Annotated in this window: 24 protein-coding genes and 1 tRNA gene; 23 read left to right on the top strand and 2 right to left on the bottom strand. The window is 64.2% G+C overall.

Translation table 11 applies throughout. The annotated features are described in order from the left end of the window. The first annotated feature begins 47 nt into the window (after nucleotides 1–47). Complete coding sequence (locus BLR66_RS04670; protein ID WP_093280436.1) at nucleotides 48–683, top strand: phosphoribosylanthranilate isomerase; 636 nt, start codon at nucleotides 48–50, stop codon at nucleotides 681–683. A gap of 9 nt (nucleotides 684–692) precedes the next feature. Here the strand turns inward: BLR66_RS04670 and BLR66_RS04665 are convergent, their stop codons facing one another. Next, a complete protein-coding gene (locus BLR66_RS04665; RefSeq protein WP_143014547.1) occupies nucleotides 693–1,589 on the bottom strand; it encodes a LysR family transcriptional regulator in 897 nt (298 codons plus the stop codon). A 103-nt stretch (nucleotides 1,590–1,692) separates the two neighbouring features. Here BLR66_RS04665 and trpB point away from each other — a divergent pair, with 103 nt between their 5' ends. The 5 genes from trpB to BLR66_RS04640 all read left to right on the top strand — a co-directional run bounded on the left by trpB (nucleotide 1,693) and on the right by BLR66_RS04640 (nucleotide 7,481). Further along, complete coding sequence (gene trpB / locus BLR66_RS04660; protein ID WP_093280435.1) at nucleotides 1,693–2,910, top strand: tryptophan synthase subunit beta; 1,218 nt, start codon at nucleotides 1,693–1,695, stop codon at nucleotides 2,908–2,910. A gap of 188 nt (nucleotides 2,911–3,098) precedes the next feature. Next, nucleotides 3,099–3,899 (top strand): tryptophan synthase subunit alpha, encoded by an 801-nt coding sequence (gene trpA, locus BLR66_RS04655; protein WP_093280434.1) that lies wholly within the window; start codon nucleotides 3,099–3,101, stop codon nucleotides 3,897–3,899. 74 nt (nucleotides 3,900–3,973) lie between these two features. After that, nucleotides 3,974–4,873, top strand: coding sequence for an acetyl-CoA carboxylase, carboxyltransferase subunit beta (gene accD / locus BLR66_RS04650; protein ID WP_093280433.1), 900 nt, complete (start codon nucleotides 3,974–3,976; stop codon nucleotides 4,871–4,873). A 127-nt stretch (nucleotides 4,874–5,000) separates the two neighbouring features. Further along, nucleotides 5,001–6,356 (top strand): phosphoglucosamine mutase, encoded by a 1,356-nt coding sequence (gene glmM, locus BLR66_RS04645; protein ID WP_093280432.1) that lies wholly within the window; start codon nucleotides 5,001–5,003, stop codon nucleotides 6,354–6,356. Nucleotides 6,357–6,542: 186 nt separating this feature from the next. Further along, nucleotides 6,543–7,481, top strand: coding sequence for an isopenicillin N synthase family dioxygenase (locus BLR66_RS04640; RefSeq protein ID WP_093280431.1), 939 nt, complete (start codon nucleotides 6,543–6,545; stop codon nucleotides 7,479–7,481). A 93-nt stretch (nucleotides 7,482–7,574) separates the two neighbouring features. Here the strand turns inward: BLR66_RS04640 and BLR66_RS04635 are convergent, their stop codons facing one another. Next, complete coding sequence (locus BLR66_RS04635; protein ID WP_255402302.1) at nucleotides 7,575–8,381, bottom strand: SDR family NAD(P)-dependent oxidoreductase; 807 nt, start codon at nucleotides 8,379–8,381, stop codon at nucleotides 7,575–7,577. A 96-nt stretch (nucleotides 8,382–8,477) separates the two neighbouring features. Between BLR66_RS04635 and tpiA the strand changes: the two genes are divergently transcribed. From tpiA to BLR66_RS04550, 17 genes are all read left to right on the top strand, one after another. Beyond that, nucleotides 8,478–9,230: a triose-phosphate isomerase gene (gene tpiA, locus BLR66_RS04630; RefSeq protein WP_093280429.1), complete on the top strand. Its 753-nt coding sequence runs from the start codon at nucleotides 8,478–8,480 to the stop codon at nucleotides 9,228–9,230. A gap of 58 nt (nucleotides 9,231–9,288) precedes the next feature. Beyond that, nucleotides 9,289–9,792 carry a preprotein translocase subunit SecG gene (gene secG, locus BLR66_RS04625; protein ID WP_093280428.1) on the top strand — a complete coding sequence of 168 codons (504 nt, stop codon included), beginning with the start codon at nucleotides 9,289–9,291 and terminating at the stop codon, nucleotides 9,790–9,792. A gap of 50 nt (nucleotides 9,793–9,842) precedes the next feature. After that, nucleotides 9,843–9,927, top strand: a tRNA-Leu gene (locus tag BLR66_RS04620). 124 nt (nucleotides 9,928–10,051) lie between these two features. Beyond that, on the top strand, nucleotides 10,052–10,408 hold the full coding sequence (locus BLR66_RS04615) for an NADH-quinone oxidoreductase subunit A (protein ID WP_093280427.1): 357 nt from the start codon (nucleotides 10,052–10,054) through the stop codon (nucleotides 10,406–10,408). Beyond that, complete coding sequence (locus BLR66_RS04610) at nucleotides 10,399–10,953, top strand: NuoB/complex I 20 kDa subunit family protein (RefSeq protein WP_093280426.1); 555 nt, start codon at nucleotides 10,399–10,401, stop codon at nucleotides 10,951–10,953. Before BLR66_RS04615 ends, BLR66_RS04610 begins: the two co-directional genes overlap by 10 nt. Nucleotides 10,954–11,000: 47 nt before the next feature. Beyond that, entirely contained in the window at nucleotides 11,001–11,729 is a 729-nt protein-coding gene (locus tag BLR66_RS04605; RefSeq protein WP_093280425.1) for an NADH-quinone oxidoreductase subunit C, read from the top strand. Then, nucleotides 11,726–13,030: an NADH-quinone oxidoreductase subunit D gene (locus tag BLR66_RS04600; RefSeq protein ID WP_093280424.1), complete on the top strand. Its 1,305-nt coding sequence runs from the start codon at nucleotides 11,726–11,728 to the stop codon at nucleotides 13,028–13,030. Before BLR66_RS04605 ends, BLR66_RS04600 begins: the two co-directional genes overlap by 4 nt. A gap of 151 nt (nucleotides 13,031–13,181) precedes the next feature. Continuing rightward, nucleotides 13,182–13,709 (top strand): NADH-quinone oxidoreductase subunit NuoE, encoded by a 528-nt coding sequence (nuoE, locus tag BLR66_RS04595; protein ID WP_093280423.1) that lies wholly within the window; start codon nucleotides 13,182–13,184, stop codon nucleotides 13,707–13,709. Further along, complete coding sequence (locus BLR66_RS04590) at nucleotides 13,706–14,230, top strand: hypothetical protein (RefSeq protein ID WP_093280422.1); 525 nt, start codon at nucleotides 13,706–13,708, stop codon at nucleotides 14,228–14,230. Before nuoE ends, BLR66_RS04590 begins: the two co-directional genes overlap by 4 nt. After that, a complete protein-coding gene (gene nuoF, locus BLR66_RS04585; RefSeq protein ID WP_093280421.1) occupies nucleotides 14,227–15,573 on the top strand; it encodes an NADH-quinone oxidoreductase subunit NuoF in 1,347 nt (448 codons plus the stop codon). Before BLR66_RS04590 ends, nuoF begins: the two co-directional genes overlap by 4 nt. Beyond that, a complete protein-coding gene (gene nuoG / locus BLR66_RS04580) occupies nucleotides 15,570–17,822 on the top strand; it encodes an NADH-quinone oxidoreductase subunit NuoG (RefSeq protein WP_093280420.1) in 2,253 nt (750 codons plus the stop codon). Before nuoF ends, nuoG begins: the two co-directional genes overlap by 4 nt. Next, nucleotides 17,819–18,910: an NADH-quinone oxidoreductase subunit NuoH gene (gene nuoH / locus BLR66_RS04575; protein WP_093280419.1), complete on the top strand. Its 1,092-nt coding sequence runs from the start codon at nucleotides 17,819–17,821 to the stop codon at nucleotides 18,908–18,910. Before nuoG ends, nuoH begins: the two co-directional genes overlap by 4 nt. 3 nt (nucleotides 18,911–18,913) lie before the next feature. Beyond that, nucleotides 18,914–19,402 (top strand): NADH-quinone oxidoreductase subunit NuoI, encoded by a 489-nt coding sequence (gene nuoI, locus BLR66_RS04570; RefSeq protein WP_093280418.1) that lies wholly within the window; start codon nucleotides 18,914–18,916, stop codon nucleotides 19,400–19,402. A 7-nt stretch (nucleotides 19,403–19,409) separates the two neighbouring features. Then, nucleotides 19,410–20,066, top strand: a complete 657-nt coding sequence (locus BLR66_RS04565) for an NADH-quinone oxidoreductase subunit J (RefSeq protein WP_093280417.1) — start codon at nucleotides 19,410–19,412, stop codon at nucleotides 20,064–20,066. Next, nucleotides 20,063–20,368 carry an NADH-quinone oxidoreductase subunit NuoK gene (gene nuoK, locus BLR66_RS04560; RefSeq protein WP_093280416.1) on the top strand — a complete coding sequence of 102 codons (306 nt, stop codon included), beginning with the start codon at nucleotides 20,063–20,065 and terminating at the stop codon, nucleotides 20,366–20,368. Before BLR66_RS04565 ends, nuoK begins: the two co-directional genes overlap by 4 nt. 16 nt (nucleotides 20,369–20,384) lie before the next feature. Then, nucleotides 20,385–22,496: an NADH-quinone oxidoreductase subunit L gene (nuoL, locus tag BLR66_RS04555; RefSeq protein WP_093280415.1), complete on the top strand. Its 2,112-nt coding sequence runs from the start codon at nucleotides 20,385–20,387 to the stop codon at nucleotides 22,494–22,496. A 34-nt stretch (nucleotides 22,497–22,530) separates the two neighbouring features. After that, nucleotides 22,531–24,042 carry an NADH-quinone oxidoreductase subunit M gene (locus BLR66_RS04550; RefSeq protein ID WP_093280414.1) on the top strand — a complete coding sequence of 504 codons (1,512 nt, stop codon included), beginning with the start codon at nucleotides 22,531–22,533 and terminating at the stop codon, nucleotides 24,040–24,042. The last annotated feature ends 2 nt before the right edge of the window (nucleotides 24,043–24,044 follow it).

Here is a 24,044-nt window from a genome sequence, read left to right as displayed (position 1 = left end):
GATTCCCGATTCCCGATTCCCGATTCCCGATTCCCGATTCCCCACCCATGACCCACACCCGCATCAAATTCTGCGGACTGACCCGCGCCGAAGACGTGCGCCTGGCCGTGGAGCTGGGCGTGGACTACATCGGTCTGGTATTCGCGCCGCGCAGCCCGCGCAGGCTGCTGTTGGGGCAAGCGCGGATGCTGCGCGAACTGGTGCCGGAAGAAATCGCAGTCGTCGCTCTAGTGATGGATAACACGCCGGCGGAGATCGAAGCGCTGATCGAAAACGTGCGGCCGGACCTGCTGCAGTTCCATGGCGGCGAACCCGATGCTTTCTGCGCCGGGTTCGGCCTGCCTTTCCTCAAAGCCATCGCCATGGCCAGCGAAGACGAAGATGCGTCTGTGTGGGCCGCCGAATTTCCCTCCGCTTATGGCTATCTGCTCGATGGCCACGCCAAGGGCGAGCAGGGCGGCAGTGGCCAGCGTTTCGATTGGAAGCGCGTGCCGCGCCTCGAAAAACCAGTCTTTCTGGCCGGTGGACTGACCAGCGAGAACGTCGCGATCGCTATCCGCACCGCACGGCCCTGGGGTGTGGATGTGTCCAGCGGCATCGAATCGGCGCCGGGAATAAAGAACCCCGATCGCATGCGTTTTTTCCTGGATGAGGCCCGGCGCGCCGACGCCCAGCCCGATTGAGCGTTCGCATCACGGCGTAGCACCGGCCAGCTCGCGCCGTAGCCATTCGGCCAGTTGGGCGATGCGCGCATCGGTCCCGTTACGGCGGGCACAGAGCACCCATCGCCCCGGCGCTTCCACGAAGCCCCATGGCGCCGCCAAACGTCCGGACTCTATTTCCTCGCTGACCAGCGGTTGCGGCGCGATCGCCACGCCTAATCCGGCTACCGCTGCTTCCAGCAGGTAATAGAGATGTTCGAAACCCGCGCCGAAATTCAGACTATCCGCTTGCAGGCCGTTGCTTGCCGCCCATGCGGGCCATGCCTGCGGCCGCGAGCTGGTGTGCAGCAATGCCTCGTCCAGCAACGCCGCAGGCGGCCGCTCGCGCAGCGAGTCGAAGCCGGCATAGCGCGGACTCACCACCGGGCCGATCCTTTCGGCGGCCAGCTCATGCACCTGCCAACTTTCATGAAACGGCGGTTCCGCCAGCAGCAATGCGGCATCCAGGCCGCCCAAACGCGCATCGAAATCGCCTTCGTGCACCACCAGATGCAGTTTCAGGTCCGGCAGTTCCCGGCTGAGGCGCGGCAGGCGAGGGATGACCCAGCGGGCCAGCACGCTGCCCGGGCATCCCAGCACCAGCGCCGAAGGGGCGCTGGTGCGACGCAGGTCCGACCAGGACTCCTCCAACTGCTGGAAGGCGGTGCCGGTGGCGTCGCGCAAGCGCACGCCGGCCGGTGTCAGCGCCAGGCCGCGTCCCTCCCGCGCGAACAGCGCTTTGCCCAGCTCGCCTTCCAGCGCTTTTATCTGCCTGCTGACGGCGCCATGGGTGACGTGCAGCTCCCCCGCCGCGCGGGTCACGCTTTCAAGGCGGGCAGCGGCCTCGAAAGCGTGCAGGGCATTGAGCGAGGGCAGTTTCCGGGGCATGAATAGGTGAGTTTTACTGACAATTAAGTGAGATCTTATAGCTTTATGCAGGATTTTGTGTGCGTTAAAGTGCAGGTCCCGTATTGATGCTGTTCGATCAACCATGAGCCAGGCCCCGATCACCGACTACCACGCCTATCCCGACGCCAACGGTCACTTCGGGCGCTACGGCGGCCGCTTCGTCGCCGAAACCCTGATCGGCCCGCTGCAGGAACTGGCCGCCGCCTACGATGCGGCGCGGGTGGATCCGGCTTTCATCGCCGAGTTCGAAAAAGACCTCAAGCATTACGTCGGCCGGCCCAGCCCCATCTACGAAGCCGAGCGTCTGTCGCGCGAAGTCGGCGGCGCGCGCATCCTGCTCAAGCGCGAAGACCTGAACCACACCGGCGCGCATAAGATCAACAACACCATCGGCCAGGCCCTGCTGGCCAGCCGCATGGGCAAGACCCGCATCATCGCCGAGACCGGCGCCGGCCAGCACGGCGTGGCCAGCGCTACGGTCGCCGCGCGCCTGGGCCTGGAATGCGTGGTGTACATGGGCGCCACCGACATCGAGCGCCAGAAGATCAACGTCTACCGCATGAAGCTGCTGGGCGCGACCGTGGTGCCGGTCACTTCCGGTTCGCAGACGCTGAAGGATGCGTTGAACGAGGCCATGCGCGACTGGGTGACCAACGTGCAGGACACCTTCTACATCATCGGCACCGTCGCCGGCCCGGACCCGTATCCGCGCATGGTGCGCGATTTCAACGCCGTGGTCGGGCGCGAGGCGCGCGCGCAGATGCTGACCGACTACGGCCGCCTGCCGGATGCGATCACCGCCTGCGTGGGCGGCGGCAGCAATGCCATCGGTCTGTTTCACGCGTTCCTCAACGATGCCGAAGTGAAGATCGTTGGTGCAGAGGCGGCGGGCGATGGCATCGCTACCGGTCGCCATGCCGCTTCGATAGCGGCTGGCCGCCCCGGCGTGCTGCATGGCAACCGCACCTACGTGATCTGTGATGACGACGGGCAGATCATCGAGACCCATTCGGTCTCCGCCGGCCTGGATTACCCGGGCGTGGGTCCGGAGCATTCCTTCCTCAGCGATGCAGGGCGCGCGCAGTACGTAGGTGTGACCGATGACGAGGCATTGGAAGCTTTCCACACGCTGGCACGTACGGAAGGCATCCTGGCCGCGCTGGAATCCAGCCACGCTGTCGCCCAGGCGATCAAGCTGGCGCGCGAAATGCCGAAAGACGCGCTGGTGCTTTGCAATCTTTCCGGGCGCGGCGACAAGGATGTGCACACCATCGCCGCCCGCGAGGGTTTTGAGCTTTAGACGTTTCCCTTCTCCCCTTGGGAGAAGAGCCTGCCCTGTACTTGATACAGGGTGCCCGAAAGGCGGATGAGGGTACGGCGGAGCAGCGAATGCCGAACTGCTGAAGCCGTTTCAACATCCGGGCTTCGCCGTACCCTCACCCCAACCCCTCTCCCGATGGGAGAGGGGCTCAACCGAGCCTTCTGACCGTGAGTCGAATCGCCAGCCGTTTTTCACAACTCAAATCCGCGCAACGCAAAGCGCTGATCCCCTTCGTCACCGCCGGCGATCCCTCGCTGGAAGCCACCGTGCCGATCATGCACGCGCTGGTCGCCGCTGGCGCCGATGTGATCGAGCTGGGCGTTCCGTTCTCCGATCCCATGGCCGACGGTCCGGTCATCCAGCGCAGTTCCGAACAGGCGTTGCGACGCGGTGCGGGCCTGCGCTACGTGTTGCAGGCGGTCGCCGAATTCCGCCAGCGCGATGCCGACACGCCGGTGGTGCTGATGGGCTATCTGAACCCCATCGAGATCCATGGCGACCAGCGCTTCGCCGAAGAAGCGGCGCAGGCCGGCGTCGATGGCGTGCTGCTGGTCGACCTGCCGCCGGAAGAAGCCGGCGAGACCCGCCAAATTTTCAGCCGGCATGGCCTGGACCTGATCGCACTCGCTGCGCCGACCACCACGCCCGAACGGATGGCCATGTTGTGCGAATCCGCGCAGGGCTACCTGTACTACGTGAGCTTCGCCGGCGTCACCGGCGCGGGCCATCTGGACACCCAGGCCGCTGGCGGACGGCTGCATGCGTTGCGCGCACAATCACCGGTTCCGGTGGTGGCCGGTTTCGGCATCAAGGACGCGGCCAGCGCGGCGGCCATGGCGGTGGAGGCCGATGGCGTGGTGGTCGGCAGCGCATTGGTGGCGTGCCTGGCGGACGCCGCAAGCCCCGAAGAAGCGGTTTCCCGCGCTGCAGCATTCCTGACTCCGCTGCGCCGGGCTTTGGACGGCTGAACTCAAAAAGCGGCAGCTGGGATAAACTCGCGCGCTGATCCAAGCGCTGAAACTGAACGGGATATCTCAAACGCATGAGCTGGCTGAGCAAACTGATGCCCTCGGGCATCCGCACCCAGGCGGGCGCCAACAAGAACAAGCGCAGCGTGCCCGAGGGCCTTTGGGAAAAGTGCGAGCGTTGCGGTTCGGTGCTTTACCGCCCCGAGCTGGAAGAGAACCTGGAGGTCTGCCCCAAGTGCAGCTTCCATATGGCCATCCGCGCGCGCGCGCGCCTGAACGCGCTGTTCGACGCCGGGGCCGCCACGCAGGAGGTCGGTTCGGTGCTGGGTCCGGTCGATGCGCTGAAGTTCAAGGACCAGAAGAAATACGCGGACCGCATCAAGGCATCGCAGAAAGCCACCGGCGAGCGCGACGCGCTGGTCGTGCTGCAGGGCCCGCTGAAGGGACGTCCGCTGGTCGCCGCTGCGTTCGATTTCGCCTTCATGGGCGGCTCGATGGGTTCGGTGGTGGGCGAGCGTTTCGCTCTGGGCGCCGAGCGTGCGCTGGAAATAGGTTCGCCGTTCGTGTGCTTTTCGGCCAGCGGCGGCGCGCGCATGCAGGAAGGCTTGTTTTCGCTGATGCAGATGGCCAAGACCTCGGCCGCGCTTGGCCGTTTGCGTGAGGCCGGCTTGCCTTACATCTCGGTGATGACCCATCCCACCACCGGCGGCGTGTCGGCCTCGTTCGCGATGCTGGGCGACATCAACCTGGCCGAACCCGAGGCGCTGATCGGTTTCGCCGGACCGCGCGTGATCGAACAGACCGTGCGCGAAACCTTGCCCGAAGGCTTCCAGCGTTCCGAGTTCCTGGTCGAACACGGCGCCATCGACCAGATCTGCGACCGCCGCGAGATGCGTGACCGCCTGGCCGACCTGCTGGCGTTGATGATGAAACAACCTAAACCGCAGGATGGTCCGCTGGTGGACGCCGCATGAGCATGAAAGCCGGGATTCGGGATTCGGGATTCGGGATTCGGGAAAATCCGAGGTCCGACCGCCCTTGCTCTTCCGAATCTCGAATCTCGAATCCCGAATCTCCATTCCCGGCTCATGGAGCCACCGCATGAGCCGCAAGTATTTCGGCACCGACGGTATCCGCGGCCGGGTGGGCGAAGGCCCCATTTCGGCCGATTTCATGCTGCGGCTGGGCAATGCCTACGGCCACGCGCTGCGCGCTTCGGTCAAGAGCGCTGGCGACTGGCGCAAGCCGGTGGTGATCATCGGCAAGGACACGCGCATCTCCAACTACATGTTCGAGGCCGCGCTGGAGGCCGGCCTGGTCGCGGCAGGCGTGGACGTGGAGCTGATGGGGCCGATGCCCACGCCAGCGGTATCGCACATGACCCGCTCGCTGCGCGCCGACGGCGGCATCGTGATTTCCGCTTCGCACAATCCGCACCACGACAACGGCATCAAGTTCTTCTCCGCCGAAGGCGAGAAGCTGGATGATGCGACCGAGCTGGCCATCGAGGCGGCGCTGGAGCATCCGTTCCGCACCGTGCCTTCCGAACAGCTGGGCAAAGCGGTACGCACGCGCGATGCCATCGGCCGTTATGTGGAGGCCTGCAAGAATTCCGTGTCGCGGCAGTTCGACCTGCAGGGCATGCGCATAGTGGTGGATTGCGCCAATGGTGCGACCTACCAGGTCGGGCCGATCGTGTTGCGCGAACTCGGCGCTCGCGTCGAAGCGATCGGCGTGGAACCCAACGGACTCAACATCAACGACGGCGTGGGTTCCACCCATCCCGAACTGCTGGCCGCGCGCGTGCGCGAAACCGGCGCGGATCTGGGCATCGCCTTCGACGGCGACGGCGACCGCGTGCTGTTTGTCGATGGGCAGGGCGAAATCGTCGATGGCGACGGCCTGATCTATGTGCTGGCCAACGACTGGAAGAAGAGCGGCCGCCTGCGCGGCCCCGTGGTCGGCACGCTGATGACCAATTACGGTTTGGAAAAAGCCTTCGGGGAGTCCGGCATCGAGTTCGTTCGCGCCAAAGTCGGCGACCGCTATGTGCATCAGGCGCTGGTCGAAGGCAAAGGCATCCTGGGCGGCGAAGCCTCCGGGCATCTGCTGTGCCTGGACCGCACCAGCACCGGCGACGGCATCGTCAGCGCGCTGCAGGTGCTGGAAGTGCTGGGCCGCACAGGCAGGTCGTTGCGGCAGGCGCTGGAAGGTCTGACGATGGTGCCGCAGAAGACCATCAACGTGCGTCTGGCCAACGGCGCCAAGCCGACCGAAGCCGAGAGCGTCAAGGCCGCCCTGGTCGAAGCGCAGGCCGCGGTTTCCGGGCGCGGGCGCGCTTTCCTGCGTCCGTCGGGCACCGAGCCGGTGGTGCGGGTGACCGTCGAAGCCGATGACGATGTCTTGATGCAGAACACGTTGGAGAAGCTGGCCGATGCGGTGCGCGCGGCGGCTTAGCTTTTCTTCTCTCCCCGGGAGAAGAGCCTGCCCCGTACTTGATACAGGGTGGCCAGCAGGGCGGATGAGGGAGCGGACTCTCCGCTTGCGATGCCGTTCCCGTGGGTTGGAATTCTCCCTCCCTCATCCGGCGCTGTGCGCCACCTTCTCCCGGCGGGAGAAGGAAACAAAAGCCAGAGCAAAATAATGACAGCAAGAATTCCTACCCTGGACATCACCCGTTTCGACACCGACCGCGAGGCTTTCGTCGCCGAGCTCGGCGCCGCCTATCGCCAATGGGGTTTCGCCGGCATCCGCAATCATGGCATTCCGCAGCCGGCGATCGATGCGGCCTACGAGGTGTTCCGCAATTTCTTCGCTCTGCCCGAAGAAACCAAGCTGAAGTACCACGTGCCCGGCAGCGGCGGCGCGCGCGGTTACACGCCGTTCGGCGTGGAGACGGCCAAGGATTCCAAGCACTTCGATCTGAAGGAGTTCTGGCATATCGGCCGCGAGATTCCGCGCGAGTCGAAATATGCGGAAGTAATGCCGCCCAATCTGTGGCCCGATGAAGTGCCCGGTTTCCGCGAGCACGGCTACGGACTCTATGAGGCGCTGGACAAGCTCGGCTCCCGGGTCCTGTCCGCCCTGGCCCTGCATCTGGGGCTGGCGGAGAATTATTTCGCGAACAAGACCGACTCCGGCAACTCCATCCTGCGCCCCATCCATTACCCGCCCATCACCGCCGACGACATTCCCAACGTGCGCGCCGGCGCGCACGAAGACATCAACCTGATCACGCTGCTGGTCGGTGCCAGCGCCGCCGGCCTGGAAGTCAAATCCCAACAGGGCGAGTGGGTGCCTTTCACCTCGGATGCCGACACCATCGTGGTCAACATCGGCGACATGCTGCAGCGCCTGACCAATCATGTGTATCCGTCCACCACGCACCGGGTGGTCAACCCGCCGGGCGAGCAGGCGCGCAAGCCACGCTACTCGGTGCCGTTCTTCCTGCATCCCAATCCGGATTTCCTGATCGACGTGTTGCCATCGACCGTCTCTGCAGAAAATCCCAAGCGCTATCCGGAGCCGATCACTGCCCAGGGCTATCTGGAAGAGCGGTTGCGCGAGATCAAGCTGAAGTAGGTTGTAGCTGAGGTAGGTCGGCCCTACGTGGCCGACGCGCGATATCTCCGGGTTCGTCGGTAGTCGGGGACGTAGCCCCGACCTACGCAAGAGCTAGTCGGTCTTGCGGATCTTCCCCGAATTCCTGCCCATCAATCCCAATACCAGTTGGTCGGGCAGATGTTTGGCGACGAAACGAAGCAGCCTGTAGACGCGCCCCGGCACCACGACCACGCGTCCGCGTTCGACGCCGTCGATACCCGCCCTGGCCACCGCATCGGTTTCCAGCCATGCCCATTTGGGAAGCTTCGACATCATCTCCCGGGTACCGGTGACGTCATGGAATTCGGACCAGGTAAAACCCGGGCATAGCGCCGTGACATGCACGCCGCGGTCCAGGTTTTCCAGCGAAAGCGATTCGCTGAATCTCACCAGGTAGGCCTTGACCGCGGCATACAGGGTCTGTCCGTCTGCGCCCGGCACCAGTGCCGCGAAGGAGGCCACGTTGAGGATGCGGCCGTTGCCGGACGCACGGATCGCCGGCAACAACCGCCAGGTCAGTTCGCTGGTCGCGCCGATCATCACCTGCAGGAATTGCGCATGGGTCCACCAGTCCTTGGTCAGGTAGCGGCCGGGTACGCCGTAGCCAGCGTTGTTGACCAGAATCCTGACCGGCAGGCCGCGGCGCTGGATTTCGGCAGTCAGGGCTTCGGGTGCCTGGGGATCGCTGAGGTCGGCGGGAATCACTTCCACCGCCACTTCGCGGCGCAATTCGACAGCCAGTCGCTCCAGCTTGTCCACGCGGCGCGCGGTCAGGATCAACGGCACGCCCCGGCGCGCGTATTCGCGAGCGATGGCTGCGCCGATGCCGCTGGAGGCGCCGGTGACCAGCGCGTAGCCGGCGGGAGCATTGGAAACCATCGGTCGCATCCTGAATGGAGGGGGGATGAAAGGCGTGGGGCAGGGCATCGGCTATTCTTTCCGGCCCTGGAGTCAGCCTGGACAAGGAACCACACGATGCGCCGCAAGATCGTAGCCGGAAACTGGAAACTCCATGGCACCCGTGCCTTCGCCACCGGACTGGTCGCCGAACTGGCCAACGGCCTGCCGCTGGCGGGCGTGGAAGTGGTGGTGCTGCCGCCCATGCCCTACCTGGGCGACCTGATCGAGGACTTCGAGCGCCATGACATCTTCTTCGGCGCCCAGGACGTCAGCAGCAACGAAAAGGGGGCCTATACCGGCGAAGTTTCGGCGGCGATGCTGGTCGACGTGGGCGCCCGCTACGGACTGGTCGGCCATTCCGAGCGCCGCCAATACCATGCGGAGAGCAGCGAACTGGTGGCCGCCAAGTTCGTCGCGGCCAAGCACGCCGGGCTGGTTCCCATCCTCTGCGTGGGCGAAACCCTGGAACAGCGCGAGGCCGGCCAGACCGAGGCCGTGATCGCCGCGCAGCTGGCCCCGGTACTGGATCTGGCCGGTATCGGGGCGTTCGCCGAGGCCGTGGTGGCCTACGAACCGGTCTGGGCCATCGGCACCGGCCGCACCGCGACCCCGCAGCAGGCGCAGGACGTGCACGCCTTCATTCGTGGCGTGGTCAAGGCCCGCGATGCTAGAATTGGCGATTCGCTGCCGCTGCTGTATGGCGGAAGCGTCAAGCCCGACAATGCCGCGGAACTGTTCGCGCAACCCGATGTCGATGGTGGACTGGTCGGTGGCGCTTCCCTGGTGGCCGCCGATTTCCTGGCCATCGCAAGGGCTGCCGCCGGCTGATCCGTTGGCTCGGGCCTGGCGTCCCGGCCCCGTTTTCAAATTCGATCGAGATTCGCAAATGTTGATGTTGATCCTCAATGTAGTCTACGTGCTGGTGGCCATCGCGATCATCGCGATGGTGCTGATGCAGCGCGGCAGCGGTGCGGCCGCCGGCTCCGGTTTCGGCGCGGGCGCTTCGGGCACCGTGTTCGGCGCGCGCGGCGCGTCCAACTTCCTGTCCAAGAGCACCAAGTGGCTGGCCATCGTGTTCTTCGGCATCAGCCTGTTCATGGCCTGGCAGGCCTCGCACAGCGCGCGTCCGGCGGCGCAGCAGAATCTCGGCATCATGGCCGAGCAGCCTGCGGCTCCCGCCGCGGGCGAATTGTCGAAGCCGGCGCAGCAATTGCCGTCGACGGTGCCGAGCGCGCCGATCGTCGCGCCTGGCGCAACGCCTTCTTCCGTGCCGTCGGCGCCCGCTTCTTCGGTTCCGGTCGAATCGGTTCCGGTGCAAGCTCCGGCAGCAAAGGAAACCGCGCCATCAACGCCCGCGCAGGCGCCCGCGACACCGCCGCAAGGCGGCTGAAGACGGTTACAATAGTTTCCGCGCTCGGGCTTGCCCAAGCGCATACGTTTGCCCAGGTGGCGGAATTGGTAGACGCACTACCTTGAGGTGGTAGCGGCGAAAGTCGTAGGGGTTCGAGTCCCCTCTTGGGCACCAAGATGCGAATTCTTCTCAAAGCCTCGCGCATCCCATGCGCGGACTTGTGAGGGAAAACGCGAATCCGGCGGAACCCGCGCGCAACCGGCGCGCATTCCGCAGGCCAACCAACCGAGGACCACGCGTGCTGGCCGAATACCTGCCGACCCTGTTGTTCCTGATCGTCGCTACCGGCATCGGCGTTTCGCTGATGGTGATAGGACGGTTCCTCGGCCCCCGTCGTCCGGACGCGCAGAAGCTCTCCCCGTACGAATGCGGCTTCGAGGCCTTCGAAGACGCGCGCATGAAGTTCGACGTGCGCTACTACCTGATCGCCATCCAGTTCATCGTCTTCGATCTGGAAATCATCTTCATCGTGCCCTGGACTTTGGTTTGGCAGGAGCTGGGCGCGCGTGCGCTGGTCACCATGGGCCTGTTCGTGGGCATGCTGTTCCTCGGTTTCATCTACGTTTGGAAGAAGGGAGCCCTGGAATGGGAGTGATCCAAACCATCGATCGCCTGATGACCAACCCGATCCCGGAAGGGCGGGTGGACGACATCCTGCGGCCAGAAGGCGAAAATCCGCTGCTGGAAAAAGGCTACGTGACCACCAGCGTCGATGCGCTGATGAACTGGGCACGCACCGGCTCGATGTGGCCGATGACCTTCGGCCTGGCCTGCTGCGCGGTGGAAATGATGCACGCCGGCGCCTCGCGCCTGGACCTGGACCGCTACGGCGTGGTGTTCCGCCCGTCCCCGCGCCAGTCCGACGTGATGATCGTGGCCGGCACCCTGGTCAACAAGATGGCCCCGGCGCTGCGCAAGGTCTACGACCAGATGCCGGAACCGAAGTGGGTCATCTCGATGGGCAGCTGCGCCAACGGCGGCGGCTACTACCACTATTCGTATTCGGTGGTGCGCGGCTGCGACCGCATCGTGCCCGTCGATGTCTATGTGCCGGGTTGCCCGCCGACCGCGGAAGCGCTGGTCTACGGCATCCTGCAGCTGCAGAAAAAAATCTGGCGCACGCAGACGATTGCCCGTTGAAGAGCCCCACCCGCTGATCCCTTAACTCAAGAGCACGCCACGCCCCCATGGCCGAGCAAGCTGCAACCTACATCGAACAACTGCAGGCGCGTTTTCCCGACGCGATCCTCGGCATCGCCGAAGCGCGCGGTGAAGTGACGCTGGAAGTGCCTGCCGACAGCTGGCACGCCGCCTGCCTTTCGCTGCGCGACGACTTCGGTTTCGAGCAGCTGGTGGACCTGTGCGGCGTGGATTACCTGGGCTACGGCAGCGACGAGTGGGAAACCGCCAACGTCTCTTCCGAAGGCTTCAGCCGTGGCGTCGAACTGGGCTTCGGCCCAGGCCGCTTCACCTGGGAAAACCGCCCGCATGGCGAAGGTCCGGAGCACCGCTTCGCCACCGTCGCCCATCTGCGTTCCTACCGGCACAACCGCCTGTTGCGCGTGCGTTGCTACGCGGCCAACGACGAACTGCCGATGGTGGCCTCGGTCACCGACATCTGGCCGGGCGCCAACTGGTTCGAGCGCGAGGCGTTCGATCTGTTCGGCATCCTCTACCAGGGCCATCCGGACCTGCGCCGCATCCTGACCGACTACGGTTTCGTCGGCCATCCGTTCCGCAAGGATTTCCCGCTGATCGGCAATGTGGAAGTCCGCTACGACGAAGAGAAGAAGCGCGTGATCTACGAACCGGTGACTTCGGTCGAACCCCGCGTCGGCGTGCCGCGGGTGATCCGCGACGACGCGCGCTACGCGACCGCCGCTGGCGAAGCCGCGCTGAGGGAGCCCGCCAAGTGACCGCGCAGCAATCCGGCGTCGCCTTCGCCAGCAATCCTGCCGAAAGCCGTCAGGAAATCCGCAACTACACGTTGAACTTCGGCCCCCAGCACCCGGCCGCGCACGGTGTGTTGCGCCTGATCCTGGAAATGGACGGCGAGACCGTGGTCCGCGCCGATCCGCATATCGGCCTGCTGCACCGTGGCACCGAGAAACTGGCCGAGAGCAAGCCCTTCAACCAGTCGATCGGTTACATGGATCGGCTGGATTACGTGTCGATGATGTGCAACGAGCACGCCTACGTGCTTGCCATCGAGCGGCTGATGGGCATCCAGGCGCCGGAGCGCGCCCAATACATCCGCACCATGTTCGACGAAATCACCCGCATCCTGAACCACCTGATGTGGGTCGGCTCCAACGGCCTGGATCTGGGCGCGATGGCGGTGATGCTGTACGCCTTCCGCGAGCGCGAAGAACTGATGGATTGCTACGAAGCGGTCAGCGGTGCGCGCATGCACGCCACTTACTACCGTCCGGGCGGCGTCTACCGCGACCTGCCGGACCACATGCCCAAGTACAAGGAATCGCCTTGGCGCAAGGGCAAGGCGCTGAAGCGCTTCAATGCCGCGCGCGAAGGCTCGCTGCTCGATTTCCTTGAGGACTTCACCAACGAATTCCCCAAGCGTGTCGACGAATACGAAACCCTGCTCACCGACAACCGCATCTGGAAGCAGCGCACCGTCGGCATCGGTGTGATTTCGCCCGAGGAAGCGCGCGCCTGGGGCATGACCGGCGCGATGCTGCGCGGTTCGGGCATCGCCTGGGACCTGCGCAAGAAGCAGCCGTACGCCAAATACGACACGGTCGATTTCGAGATCCCGGTCGGCACCAACGGCGACTGCTACGACCGCTACCTGGTGCGCGTGGCCGAAATGCGCCAGTCCAACCGCATCATCGCCCAGTGCGTGAAGTGGCTGAAGGCCAACCCGGGTCCGGTGATGGTGCAAAACTTCAAGGTCGCCCCGCCGTCCCGCGAGGAGATGAAGGACGACATGGAAGCGCTGATCCACCACTTCAAATTGTTCAGCGAAGGCTATTGCGTGCCCGCGGGCGAAACCTATGCCGCGGTCGAGGCGCCCAAGGGCGAGTTCGGCTGCTATCTGGTTTCCGACGGCGCCAACAAACCGTTCCGCGTGCATCTGCGCGCGCCGGGCTTCGCCCATCTTTCGTCGATGGACCATGTCGTCAGCGGCCACATGCTGCCGGACGTCGTGGCCATGATCGGCACCTACGATCTCGTTTTTGGTGAGGTGGACCGGTGAAGCTGGGAATCGGGAATCGAGAATCGGGAATCGGTGGCCCGGTCGTGCGCGGCCGCTTCGCTATCGCTGTCCAACTGTCAAACCTGTCGATGCATGCTGGTGCTTCTTTGCTCTTCCCCATTTCCCATTCCCCATTCCCGGATTTCAAGCCATGAGGGCCACGGGTAATTTCGAAGCGGCTCGCGATGTCGATCCGCTGGTCGCGTTGAACGACAAGACGCGCGCGCACATCGATCACTGGCTGACCAAGTTTCCGCCGGACCGCAACCGCTCGGCCGTCCTGCAGGGCCTGTACGCTGCGCAGGAACAGAACGCCGGCTGGCTCAGCGATGAATTGATCGTCGCGGTCGCCAAGTACCTGGACCTGCCGCCTATCTGGGCCTACGAGGTCGCCAGCTTCTATTCGATGTTCGAGACCAAGAAGGTGGGCCGCAACAACGTCGCCTTCTGCACCAACATCAGCTGCTGGTTGAACGGCGCCGAGGACCTGGTTGCGCACGCGGAGAAGAAACTCGGCTGCAAGCTGGGCGAATCCACCGCCGACGGCCGCGTCTACCTGAAGCGCGAAGAAGAGTGCGTGGCCGCCTGCTGCGGCGCGCCGGTGGTCGTCGTCAACGGCCATTACCACGAGAAGCTCACGCCCGAGAGCGTGGACCGTCTGCTGGAGGAACTGGAATGAGCGGCGGCAATCGCGTAGTCCGCGCCGGATTTTCGCTGGCGATCGTCTGCTTGCTGGCGCTGCACGGCACGGCGGGGGCCAATGAGAACTGGGCCAAATTCGAAGGCAGCGCCAAGACGCCGACGGTGTGGGTGGACCTGGCTTCCGTGCGTCCGTTCACCAAGCCATGGTCGGCCTACGGGCTCGACAACCAGCCGTTGAGCGGACCTTTCTACCGGGCCACCGTGCGCACTTACAGGATCGAATCGAACTATCCCGCCGGCAGCGTCGAGACCGAGCAGTTGTGTTTCCATTGCGACGGCAAGCAGCCGATAGCCAGCAGTGTTTGCGGCAGCGCGGAATTGCGCGGCAAGAACGGCGAAATCCTGGACTCGGCCAAGGAAGAAGCCGAAGGCGTGCTGATCTTCCTGGACCATGAGAAGTACGGCAACACAGGCATCGTTTCGGCCGCGCAGGCGGTCTGCAAACAGGTGCGGTCTTCCGGCGGCCTGCCTTCGGGCGGCAAGGGTTCCTCCAAATGAGTCACGCTCACGCTCCAGGTCCGGTCGGCCCGGCTCCCAAAGATCACCAGGTCGTCTACACCACGCTGCATTTCGACAAGCCGTGGTCGTACGAGAACTATCTGAAGACCGGCGGCTACAGCGCGCTGCGCAAGATCATCGAAGAGAAGATCGCGCCGGCCGACGTGGTCGAGATGGTCAAGCAGTCCGGTCTGCGCGGCCGCGGCGGCGCGGGCTTCCCCACCGGCCTGAAGTGGAGCTTCATGCCCAAGGGCGACATGCAGAAGTACATCCTCTGCAATTCCGACGAGTCCGAACCGGGCACGGCCAAGGACCGCGACATCCTGCGCTACAACCCGCATGCGGTGATCGAAGGCATGGCCATCGCCTGCTACGCCACCGGTTCCAGCAAGGCCTACAACTATCTGCGCGGCGAATTCCATCACGAGCCCTTCGAACACCTGGAAGAAGCCACCGCCGAGGCCTACCAGCACGGCTGGCTGGGCAAGAACGTGCTGGGTTCGGGTATCGACATCGACATCTACAACGCGCTGGGCGCGGGCGCCTACATCTGCGGCGAAGAAACCGCGTTGATGGAATCGCTGGAAGGCAAGAAGGGCCAGCCGCGCTTCAAGCCGCCGTTCCCGGCCAACTTCGGCCTGTACGGCAAGCCGACCACCATCAACAACACCGAGACCTACGCCTCGGTGCCGGCGATCATCCGCAACGGCGCCGAGTGGTTCCTCAACCTGGGCAAGCCGAACAACGGCGGCCCGAAGATATTCTCGGTGTCCGGGCATGTCGTGCGCCCGGGCAATTACGAAATCCGTTTGGGCACGCCGTTCTCCGAGTTGCTGGAAATGGCTGGCGGCATCCGCAATGGGCACAAACTGAAAGCGGTGATTCCGGGTGGTTCTTCCATGCCGGTGCTGCCGGGCGAGACCATGATGGGTTTGACCATGGATTACGACAGCATCCAGAAAGCCGGCTCCGGCCTGGGCTCGGGCGCGGTCATCGTCATGGACGAAACCACCTGCATGGTCCGCGCCTGCCAGCGCATCGCACGTTTCTATTACGCCGAGTCCTGCGGCCAGTGCACGCCGTGCCGCGAAGGCACTGGTTGGATGTACCGCATGATCACGCGTGTGGTGGAAGGGAAGGCCACGCTGGAAGACTTGAATACGCTGAAGGCTTCGGCCGGGCAGATCGAAGGCCACACCATCTGCGCATTCGGCGAAGCCGCGGCGTGGCCGGTGCAGGGCATGCTGCGCCACTACTGGAACGAGTTCGAGTATTTCATCCTCAATGGCCGTTCCATCGTCGATGAGAAGTACGATCGCGTGGCCGAGGAGCGCGCCGCATGAGCGCCCAACCCGTCAACCCGAACCTCGCGCCCGACCACGTCACCGTCTTCATCGATGGCGTGGAACTGGCCGCGCCCAAGGGCTCGATGATCATCCAGGCCGCCGACAAGGCCGGCATTCCGATCCCGCGCTTCTGCTACCACGACAAGCTGGCCATCGCTGCCAACTGCCGCATGTGCCTGGTGGAAGTGGAGAAGATGCCCAAGCCCGCGCCGGCTTGCGCCACGCCGGTGATGGACGGCATGAAGATCGCCACGCGCAGCGAGAAGGCGCTGAAGTCGCAGCGCAACGTGATGGAATTCCTGCTGATCAACCATCCGCTGGACTGCCCGATCTGCGATCAGGGCGGCGAATGCGAACTGCAGGACCTGTCGCTGGGTTACGGCCGTTCGGTGAGCCGTTTCCAGGAACGCAAACGCGTGGTGCCCGACGAGGACATCGGCCCGCTGGTCGCCACCGAAATGACCCGTTGCATCCAGTGCACGCGCTGCGTGCGCTTCACCGCGGACATCGCCGGAACCTACGAGCTGGGCGGCATGTACCGCGGCGAGAATCTGCAGATCGGCACCTACGACGGCAAGCCGCTGACCACCGAGCTCTCCGGCAACGTCGTAGACGTGTGCCCGGTCGGTGCGCTGACCAACAAGGTGTTCCAGTTCCGCGCCCGTCCGTGGGAACTGATCGCGCGCGAATCCATCGGTTACCACGATGCGATGGGCTCCAACCTGTTCACGCATGTGCGCCGTGGCGAAATCCTGCGCACCGTGCCGCGCGACAACGAAGCGGTCAACGAATGCTGGCTGTCCGACCGCGACCGCTATTCGCACCAGGGCCTGTACGCCGAAGACCGCGCGGTCAAGCCGCTGCTGAAAGTCGGCGACAGCGGTACCGATAACGACTGGAAAGAAGTGTCCTGGGCCGAAGGTCTGGCCGCGGCCGCCGAAATCCTGCGCGCCAACCAGGGCGATGCGCTGGGCGTGCTGGCGCATCCTGCCACGCCTAACGACGAAGGCAGCCTGCTGGCGCGTCTGGCCGAAGCGCTGGGCAGCGGCAACATCGACCATCGCATCTTCAACCGCGATTTCTCCGATGGAGCGGTGGCCGAACCCTTCGCCATGCCGCTGGCCGAGATCGAACAGGCCGACGCCATCGTCCTGTTGGGCACCAACATCCGCCACGAACTGCCGTTGCTGCACCAGCGCATCCGCAAGGCCAACACGCAGCGCAAGGCCAAGGTCTACGCAGTCAATCCGGTGGATTTCGATTTCGCATTCACGCTGGCCGGCAAACAGATCGTCGCGCCTTCGGCTTTCGCCGATGCGCTCAACGATGCGGCTCTGCTGGAAGCGGTGAAGGGCGCCAGCCGTCCGGTGCTGATCGTCGGCGCGCTGGCCGAGAACCATCCGCAGGCAGCATCGATCCGCGCTGCGGCGAAGGCTTTCGCCGCCGCTACGGGCGCCGCGCTGTGCCGCATCCCGCAAGGCGCGAACGCAGTCGGCCTGGCGCGCAACGGCGTGCTGCCGTCCAAGCGCGATGTCGCCGGAATGTTCGCCGAGCCGCGTTCGGCCTATGTCGTCTACGGCATCGAACCGGGCCTGGACTTCGCCGACGGCGCCGCGGCGCAGAAGGCATTGAAGGCGGCCAAGGTCGTGGCTTTCAGCCACTTCGCCTGCAAGTCCACGCGCAACGTGGCCGATGTGATCCTGCCGATCGGCGCGCTGCCGGAAATCGAAGCGGTGCTGACCAACCTTGACGGCATCGAGCAGCGCACCCAGGCCGGCGGCAAGTTGCCGGGCGAGGCGCGCGAAGGCTGGAAGGTGTTGCGTGCGCTGGGTGGCGAGTTGCAATTGCCGGCGTTCGAATTCATCGATCTGGCTGGCGCGCGCGCGGTCGGCAAGTCCAGCGGGCCGGCCAGCATCGCCAGGTCCACGGCTCCATCGACAACGGGCGAAGGTCTCGAGTTGGCCGCCACGGCGGCCATCTATCGCACCGACGGCGTGGTCCGCCGCGCGCAAGCGTTGCAGGAACATCCGCTCAATGTATCGCCGCGCATCACCTTGAACCCGGAAGACGCGCAAGCCGCCGGTCTGAGCCAGGGCCAGGTCGCCAAGGTCGGCGCGCCGGATGGCACGGCGACCTTGCCGGTCTTCATCGACAAACGAGTGGCAAAGGGCGCGGCCTGGATCGAAAGCGGCCATGGCGCAACCGCGCCGCTGGGCGCCGGACGCGTGACGGTGGTGGGCGCATGAACGAGTTGCTATTGAACGCCATCGACCCCCTGCGCGAATGGTTCTTCGCGCTGGGCAATATCGGCGTGGTGCTGTGGATCGTGCTGAAGATCCTGCTGATCGCGGTGCCGGTGATCGTGGCCGTCGCGTTCTACGTGGTCTGGGAACGCAAGCTGATCGGCTGGATGCACGTGCGCCACGGGCCGATGTACGTGGGCATGGGCATCTTCCAGGCCTTCGCCGACGTGTTCAAGCTGCTGTTCAAGGAAGTCCTGATGCCTGCCAAGGCACAGAAGACCATGTACATCCTTGGACCGCTGATCACGCTCGCGCCGGCCTTCGCCGCATGGGCCGTGGTGCCTTTCGACGCGAAGGTCGTGCTGTCCAACGCCAACGCCGGTTTGTTGTATCTGCTGGCCATGACCTCGCTGGGCGTGTACGGCATCATCATCGCCGGCTGGGCCTCGAACTCGAAGTACGCTTTCCTGGGCGCGATGCGTTCGGCCGCGCAGGTGGTCAGCTACGAAATCGCGATGGGCTTCGCCCTGGTCGGCGTGCTCATCGCCGCCGGCAGCATGAACCTCAGCGACATCGTCATGGCGCAGGCGGGCAACAACGGTCCGTTCGAATGGTTCTGGCTGCCGTTGTTCCCGTTGTTCATCGTGTACTGGGTGTCCGGCGTGGCCGAGACCAACCGCGCGCCGTTCGATGTGACCGAAGGCGAATCGGAAATCGTCGCCGGCCACATGGTCGAGTATTCCGGTGCGGTGTTCTCGCTGTTCTTCCTGGCCGAATACGCCAACATGATCCTGGTCAGCTTCCTGGTGTCGCTGTTCTTCATGGGCGGCTGGCTGAGCCCGTTGCAGGGCTGGATCGTCGCCGACGTGTCGCCGTGGGTGAACTGGATATGGCAGGGCGGCTGGCCGTGGCTGCTGTTGAAGGTGGGTTTCTTCGCCAGCGCGTTCATCTGGTTCCGCGCCAGCTTCCCGCGCTACCGCTACGACCAGATCATGCGTCTGGGCTGGAAGGTGTTCATTCCGCTGACCATCGCCTGGATCGCGGTTACCGCATTGATGGTGTTTTTCGGCGTGTTCGAGAAGGGCGTCTGAGTAATGAATAAAGTTGCCCACTACTTCAAGAGCCTGATGCTGCTGGAGCTGCTCCAGGGCCTGTGGCTGACCTTCAAGTACACCTTCAAGCCGAAGTACACGGTGATGTACCCGATGGAGAAGTTCCCGCAGTCGCCGCGCTTCCGCGGGTTGCACGCGCTGCGCCGCTATCCCAACGGCGAAGAGCGCTGCATCGCCTGCAAGCTGTGCGAAGCGGTGTGCCCGGCGCTGGCCATCACCATCGATTCGGAGAAGCGCGAGGACGGCACCCGCCGCACCACCCGCTACGACATCGACCTGTTCAAGTGCATCTACTGCGGTTTCTGCGAGGAAAGCTGCCCGGTGGATTCCATCGTGGAAACCCACATCCTGGAATACCACTTCGAAAACCGTGGCGAGAATATCGTCACCAAGCCGCAGCTGCTGGCGATCGGGGACCGGTTGGAAACCGAGATCGCCGAGCGCCGCGCTGCCGACGCCGCTTTCCGCTGAGGTCACGATGGATCTGTTGCTCGCTTCCTTCTACGCATTCGCCGCCATCGCGGTAGTCGCCGCCGGCGGCGTGATCAGCGTGCGCAACCCGGTGCATGCGGTGCTGTGCCTGATCCTGACGTTCTTCTCCATCGCCTGCATCTGGCTGCTGGTGGGGGCCGAGTTCCTGGGCGTGGCGCTGATCCTGGTGTACGTGGGCGCGGTGATGGTGCTGTTCCTGTTCGTGGTGATGATGCTCGACATCGACATCGTCAAGCTCCGCGAGGGTTGGGTGCGCTACCTGCCGGTCGGCCTGGTAGTGGCGGTGGTCATGCTGGCGGAAATCCTGGCCCTGATCGGCTTCAAGGCCAAGCTGGCCGTGCCGTACGCAGCCAATGCGGCCTCCGAGGCTGCGGACGTTTCCAACACCGCATGGCTGGCGCGCACGCTGTTCACCAAATTCCTGCTGCCGTTCGAATTCGCGGCCGTCATCCTGACCGTGGCGGTGATCGCGGCGGTGATGCTGACCTTGCGCAAGCGCGAAGGCAGCAAGACCCAGAACCCCGCCGAGCAGTCGCGGGTGAAGGCCGGCGACCGCCTGCGCATGATCGACGTGGCGGTGGAAACGCCGACCCGCGAGACCTTGATCGTGCCGCCGCCGGCCGAACCGGAGACCAAGCCATGATCGCCCTGGGCCACTTGCTCGCGCTGGGCGCGGTGCTGTTCTGCATCAGCGTCGCCGGCATCTTCCTCAACCGCAAGAACATCATCGTGCTGCTGATGTCGATCGAGCTGATGCTGCTGGCGGTGAACATCAATTTCATCGCCTTTTCGCGCCAGTTCGGCGATCCGGACGGGCAGATCTTCGTGTTCTTCATCCTGACCGTGGCCGCTGCGGAAGCCGCGATCGGCCTGGCCATCCTGGTCACCCTGTTCCGCACCCGGCGCACGATCAACGTGACCGAAGTCGATTCCTTGAAAGGCTGATGCACCGATGACGGGCATGGAAATCATCATCTCCAAGAACATGCTGCTGGCGATCGTGCTGGCGCCGTTGCTGGGAAGCATCGTGGCCGGTCTGTTCGGGCGGCAGGTAGGCCGTGCGGGCGCGCACTGGGTCACCATCCTGGGCGTGGCGGTCAGCTGCGCGTTGTCGGGCTGGGTGCTTTACCAATTGGTCGGGGGCGCCGCGCCGTTCAACGAGAACGTCTACACCTTCTTCCAGATCGGCAACTATTCCGGGCATGTCGGCTTCATGATCGACAAGCTGACCGCGATGATGATGGTGGTGGTCACCTTCGTTTCGCTGCTGGTGCACATCTACACCATCGGCTACATGGCCGACGATCCGGGCTACCAGCGGTTCTTCAGCTATATCTCGTTGTTCACCTTCTCCATGCTGATGCTGGTGATGAGCAACAACTTCCTGCAGCTGTTCTTCGGCTGGGAAGCGGTGGGCCTGGTGTCGTACCTGCTGATCGGATTCTGGTTCAAGCGCCCCAGCGCGATTTTCGCCAACCTCAAGGCCTTCCTGGTCAACCGCGTCGGCGATTTCGGCTTCCTGCTGGGCATCGCGGCGGTGCTGTTCTGGTTCGGCACGCTGGACTACGCCACCGTGTTCGCCAATGCGCCCATGTTGAAAGGCGTTACCGCCACCATCGTCACCGGCCATCCGTGGGAAGTGGCGACCATCATCTGCATCTGCCTGTTCATCGGCGCGATGGGCAAGTCCGCGCAGGTACCGTTGCATGTCTGGCTGCCGGACTCGATGGAAGGCCCGACCCCGATCTCGGCGCTGATCCACGCCGCGACCATGGTGACCGCCGGCATCTTCATGGTGGCGCGCATGTCGCCGCTATTCGAGATGTCGGAAACGGCGCTGAACTTCGTGCTGTTCATCGGCGCCACTACCGCGTTCTTCACCGGCCTCATCGGCATCGTGCAGAACGACATCAAGCGCGTGGTCGCCTATTCCACGCTGTCGCAGCTGGGCTACATGACCGTGGCGCTGGGCGTGTCGGCGTATTCGGCCGCCATCTTCCACCTGATGACCCACGCGTTCTTCAAGGCGCTGCTGTTCCTGGGCGCCGGCTCGGTGATCATCGCTCTGCACCACGAGCAGGACATGCGCAAGATGGGCGGCCTGCGCAAGTACATGCCGATCACCTTCATCACCATGTGGATCGGCACGCTGGCATTGGTAGGTACGCCGTTTTTCTCCGGCTTCTACTCCAAAGACACGATCATCGAGGCAGCCGAGCACCACGCACACATGGCCCACAGCTGGGTCGCGACTTACGGCTACTGGGCGGTGCTGGGCGGTGTGTTCGTGACCAGCTTCTACAGCTTCCGCCTGCTGTACCTGACCTTCCATGGCAAGGAGCGCTTCCGCGATGCCCATGACGACCATGGCCACGGCCATGAGGCGCATGCGCACGACGATCATGCCCATGACGATCACGGCCATGGCGCCCATGAGCCCCATGAATCTCCGTGGGTCGTGACCGTTCCGTTGATCCTGTTGGCGATTCCCTCCATTGCGATCGGCTTCTTCACCATCGGTCCCATGCTGTTCGGTACCGACTGGATGGGTCATCACGCGGCAGCGTCGATCCCCGGTCAGGCGCTTACGTTCTTCAGTGGCGCGATCGATTTCGCGGACCCGGCGCGCGACACGGTGATGGCGCTGAAGGAAGAGTTCCATAGCCCCTGGGCATTCGTGTGGCACGGCATGCAGGCGCCTCCGTTCTGGCTGGCGCTGGCCGGCTTCGTGGCAGCCACGGGCCTGTACATCTTCGCTTCGCCGGAGCTGCCGGCCCGCATGCGCCACAGCAAGCTCGGCGCTTTCCTGGCCAATATCCTGGACAAGAAATACTGGATGGACACGTTGTGGATCGGCGGTTTCGCCGGTGGCGGCGTGGCCCTGGGCGATCTTTCCAACGCCATCGACAGCAAGGTGATCGACGGCGTCGCGGTCAACGGCAGCGCCAAGCTGGTGGACATGGCCGCCAACCTGTTGCGACGCACCCAATCGGGTTTCCTCTACCACTACGCCTTCGCGATGATCCTCGGCCTGATTGCACTGCTGGCCGTGCTCATCAAGTTTTGGCAATGAACGCCGCGGCGTTGAACTGACGGATTAATAACACGTGTCGAACTGGCCTTTATTGAGTGTATTGATCTGGCTGCCCATGTTGGGCGGCGCGCTGATACTCGCGCTGGGCAACGCCCGGGCGAGCGCCGCGCGCTGGACCGCGCTGGTGGTGGCGCTGTTGACCTTCGTGGCCAGCATCGGTCTGCTGACCGGCATCAACCCGGCCGATCCGGGCATGCAGTTCGTCGAAACGCACGCGTGGATCCCGGCCTACGACATCGGCTACAACCTGGGCGCCGACGGCATCTCCATCGCCCTGATCGTGCTGACCACGCTGACCACCGCGCTTGCGCTGATCGGCGCGTGGACGGTGATCGAGAAGCGCGTGAGCCAGTACGTGGCGGCCTTCCTGTTCCTGGAAGGCATGATGATCGGCGTGTTCTGCGCCACCGACGCCATGCTGTTCTACGTGTTCTTCGAGGCGATGCTGATCCCGATGTTCCTGATCATCGGCGTCTGGGGCGGGCCGCGCCGCATCTACGCGTCGGTCAAGTTCTTCCTGTACACCTTCCTCGGCTCGGTGCTGATGCTGGTGGGCCTGATCTATCTGTACCTGAAGGGCGGCAGCTTCCAGTTCGCCGACCTGTACCAGCTGTCGCTCAACGCCAAGGAGCAGACCTGGCTGTTCTTCGCCTTCCTGATCGCCTTCGCGGTCAAGGTGCCGATGTTCCCGGTGCACACCTGGCTGCCGGATGCGCACGTGGAAGCGCCGACCGCCGGTTCGGTGATCCTGGCCGCGATCATGCTGAAGATCGGCGGATACGGTTTCCTGCGTTTCACCTTGCCGATCCTGCCCGATGCGGGCCACGAATGGGCCTGGCTGGTGATCGCGCTGTCGCTGATCGGCGTGGTCTACGTGGGCCTGGTGGCGCTGGTGCAGGACGACATGAAGAAGCTGATCGCCTATTCGTCGGTCTCGCACATGGGCTTCGTCACCCTGGGCATCTTCATCGCGTTCGGCCTTATCCGCGACTACGGCAACCTGGACGGCGCACGCCTGGGCCTGCAGGGCGCGATGGTGCAGATGATTTCGCACGGCTTCGTTTCCGGCGCCATGTTCTCGTGCGTCGGCGTGCTGTACGACCGCATGCACACGCGCATGATCCGCGACTACGGCGGCGTGGCCAATGTCATGCCATGGTTCGCAGTGGCGTTCGTGTTCTTCGGCATGGCCAATGCGGGCCTGCCGGGCACCAGCGGTTTCGTCGGCGAATTCATGGTCATCGTGGCCAGCTTCCAGAAGCATCCGTATCTGGCGCTGACCGCGGCTTCCACCCTGATCATCGGTGCGGCCTACACCCTGTGGCTGGTGAAGCGGGTGATGTATGGCGAAGTGGCCAACGCGCACGTGGCGGAAATGAAGGACCTCAACGGCCGGGAAATACTGGTGCTCGGTGTGTTCGCGTTGGGCGTGCTGGCGATCGGCATCTGGCCGAAGCCGCTGACCGACCTGATGGAGCCCTCGATCGCGCAACTGGCGATGCAGCTCGCCAACAGCAAGCTGTAAGG

The sequence above is a fragment of the Pseudoxanthomonas sp. CF125 genome (assembly GCF_900104085.1).
Classification (GTDB): domain Bacteria; phylum Pseudomonadota; class Gammaproteobacteria; order Xanthomonadales; family Xanthomonadaceae; genus Pseudoxanthomonas_A.
This window is presented reverse-complemented; position numbering and strand designations above follow the sequence as displayed.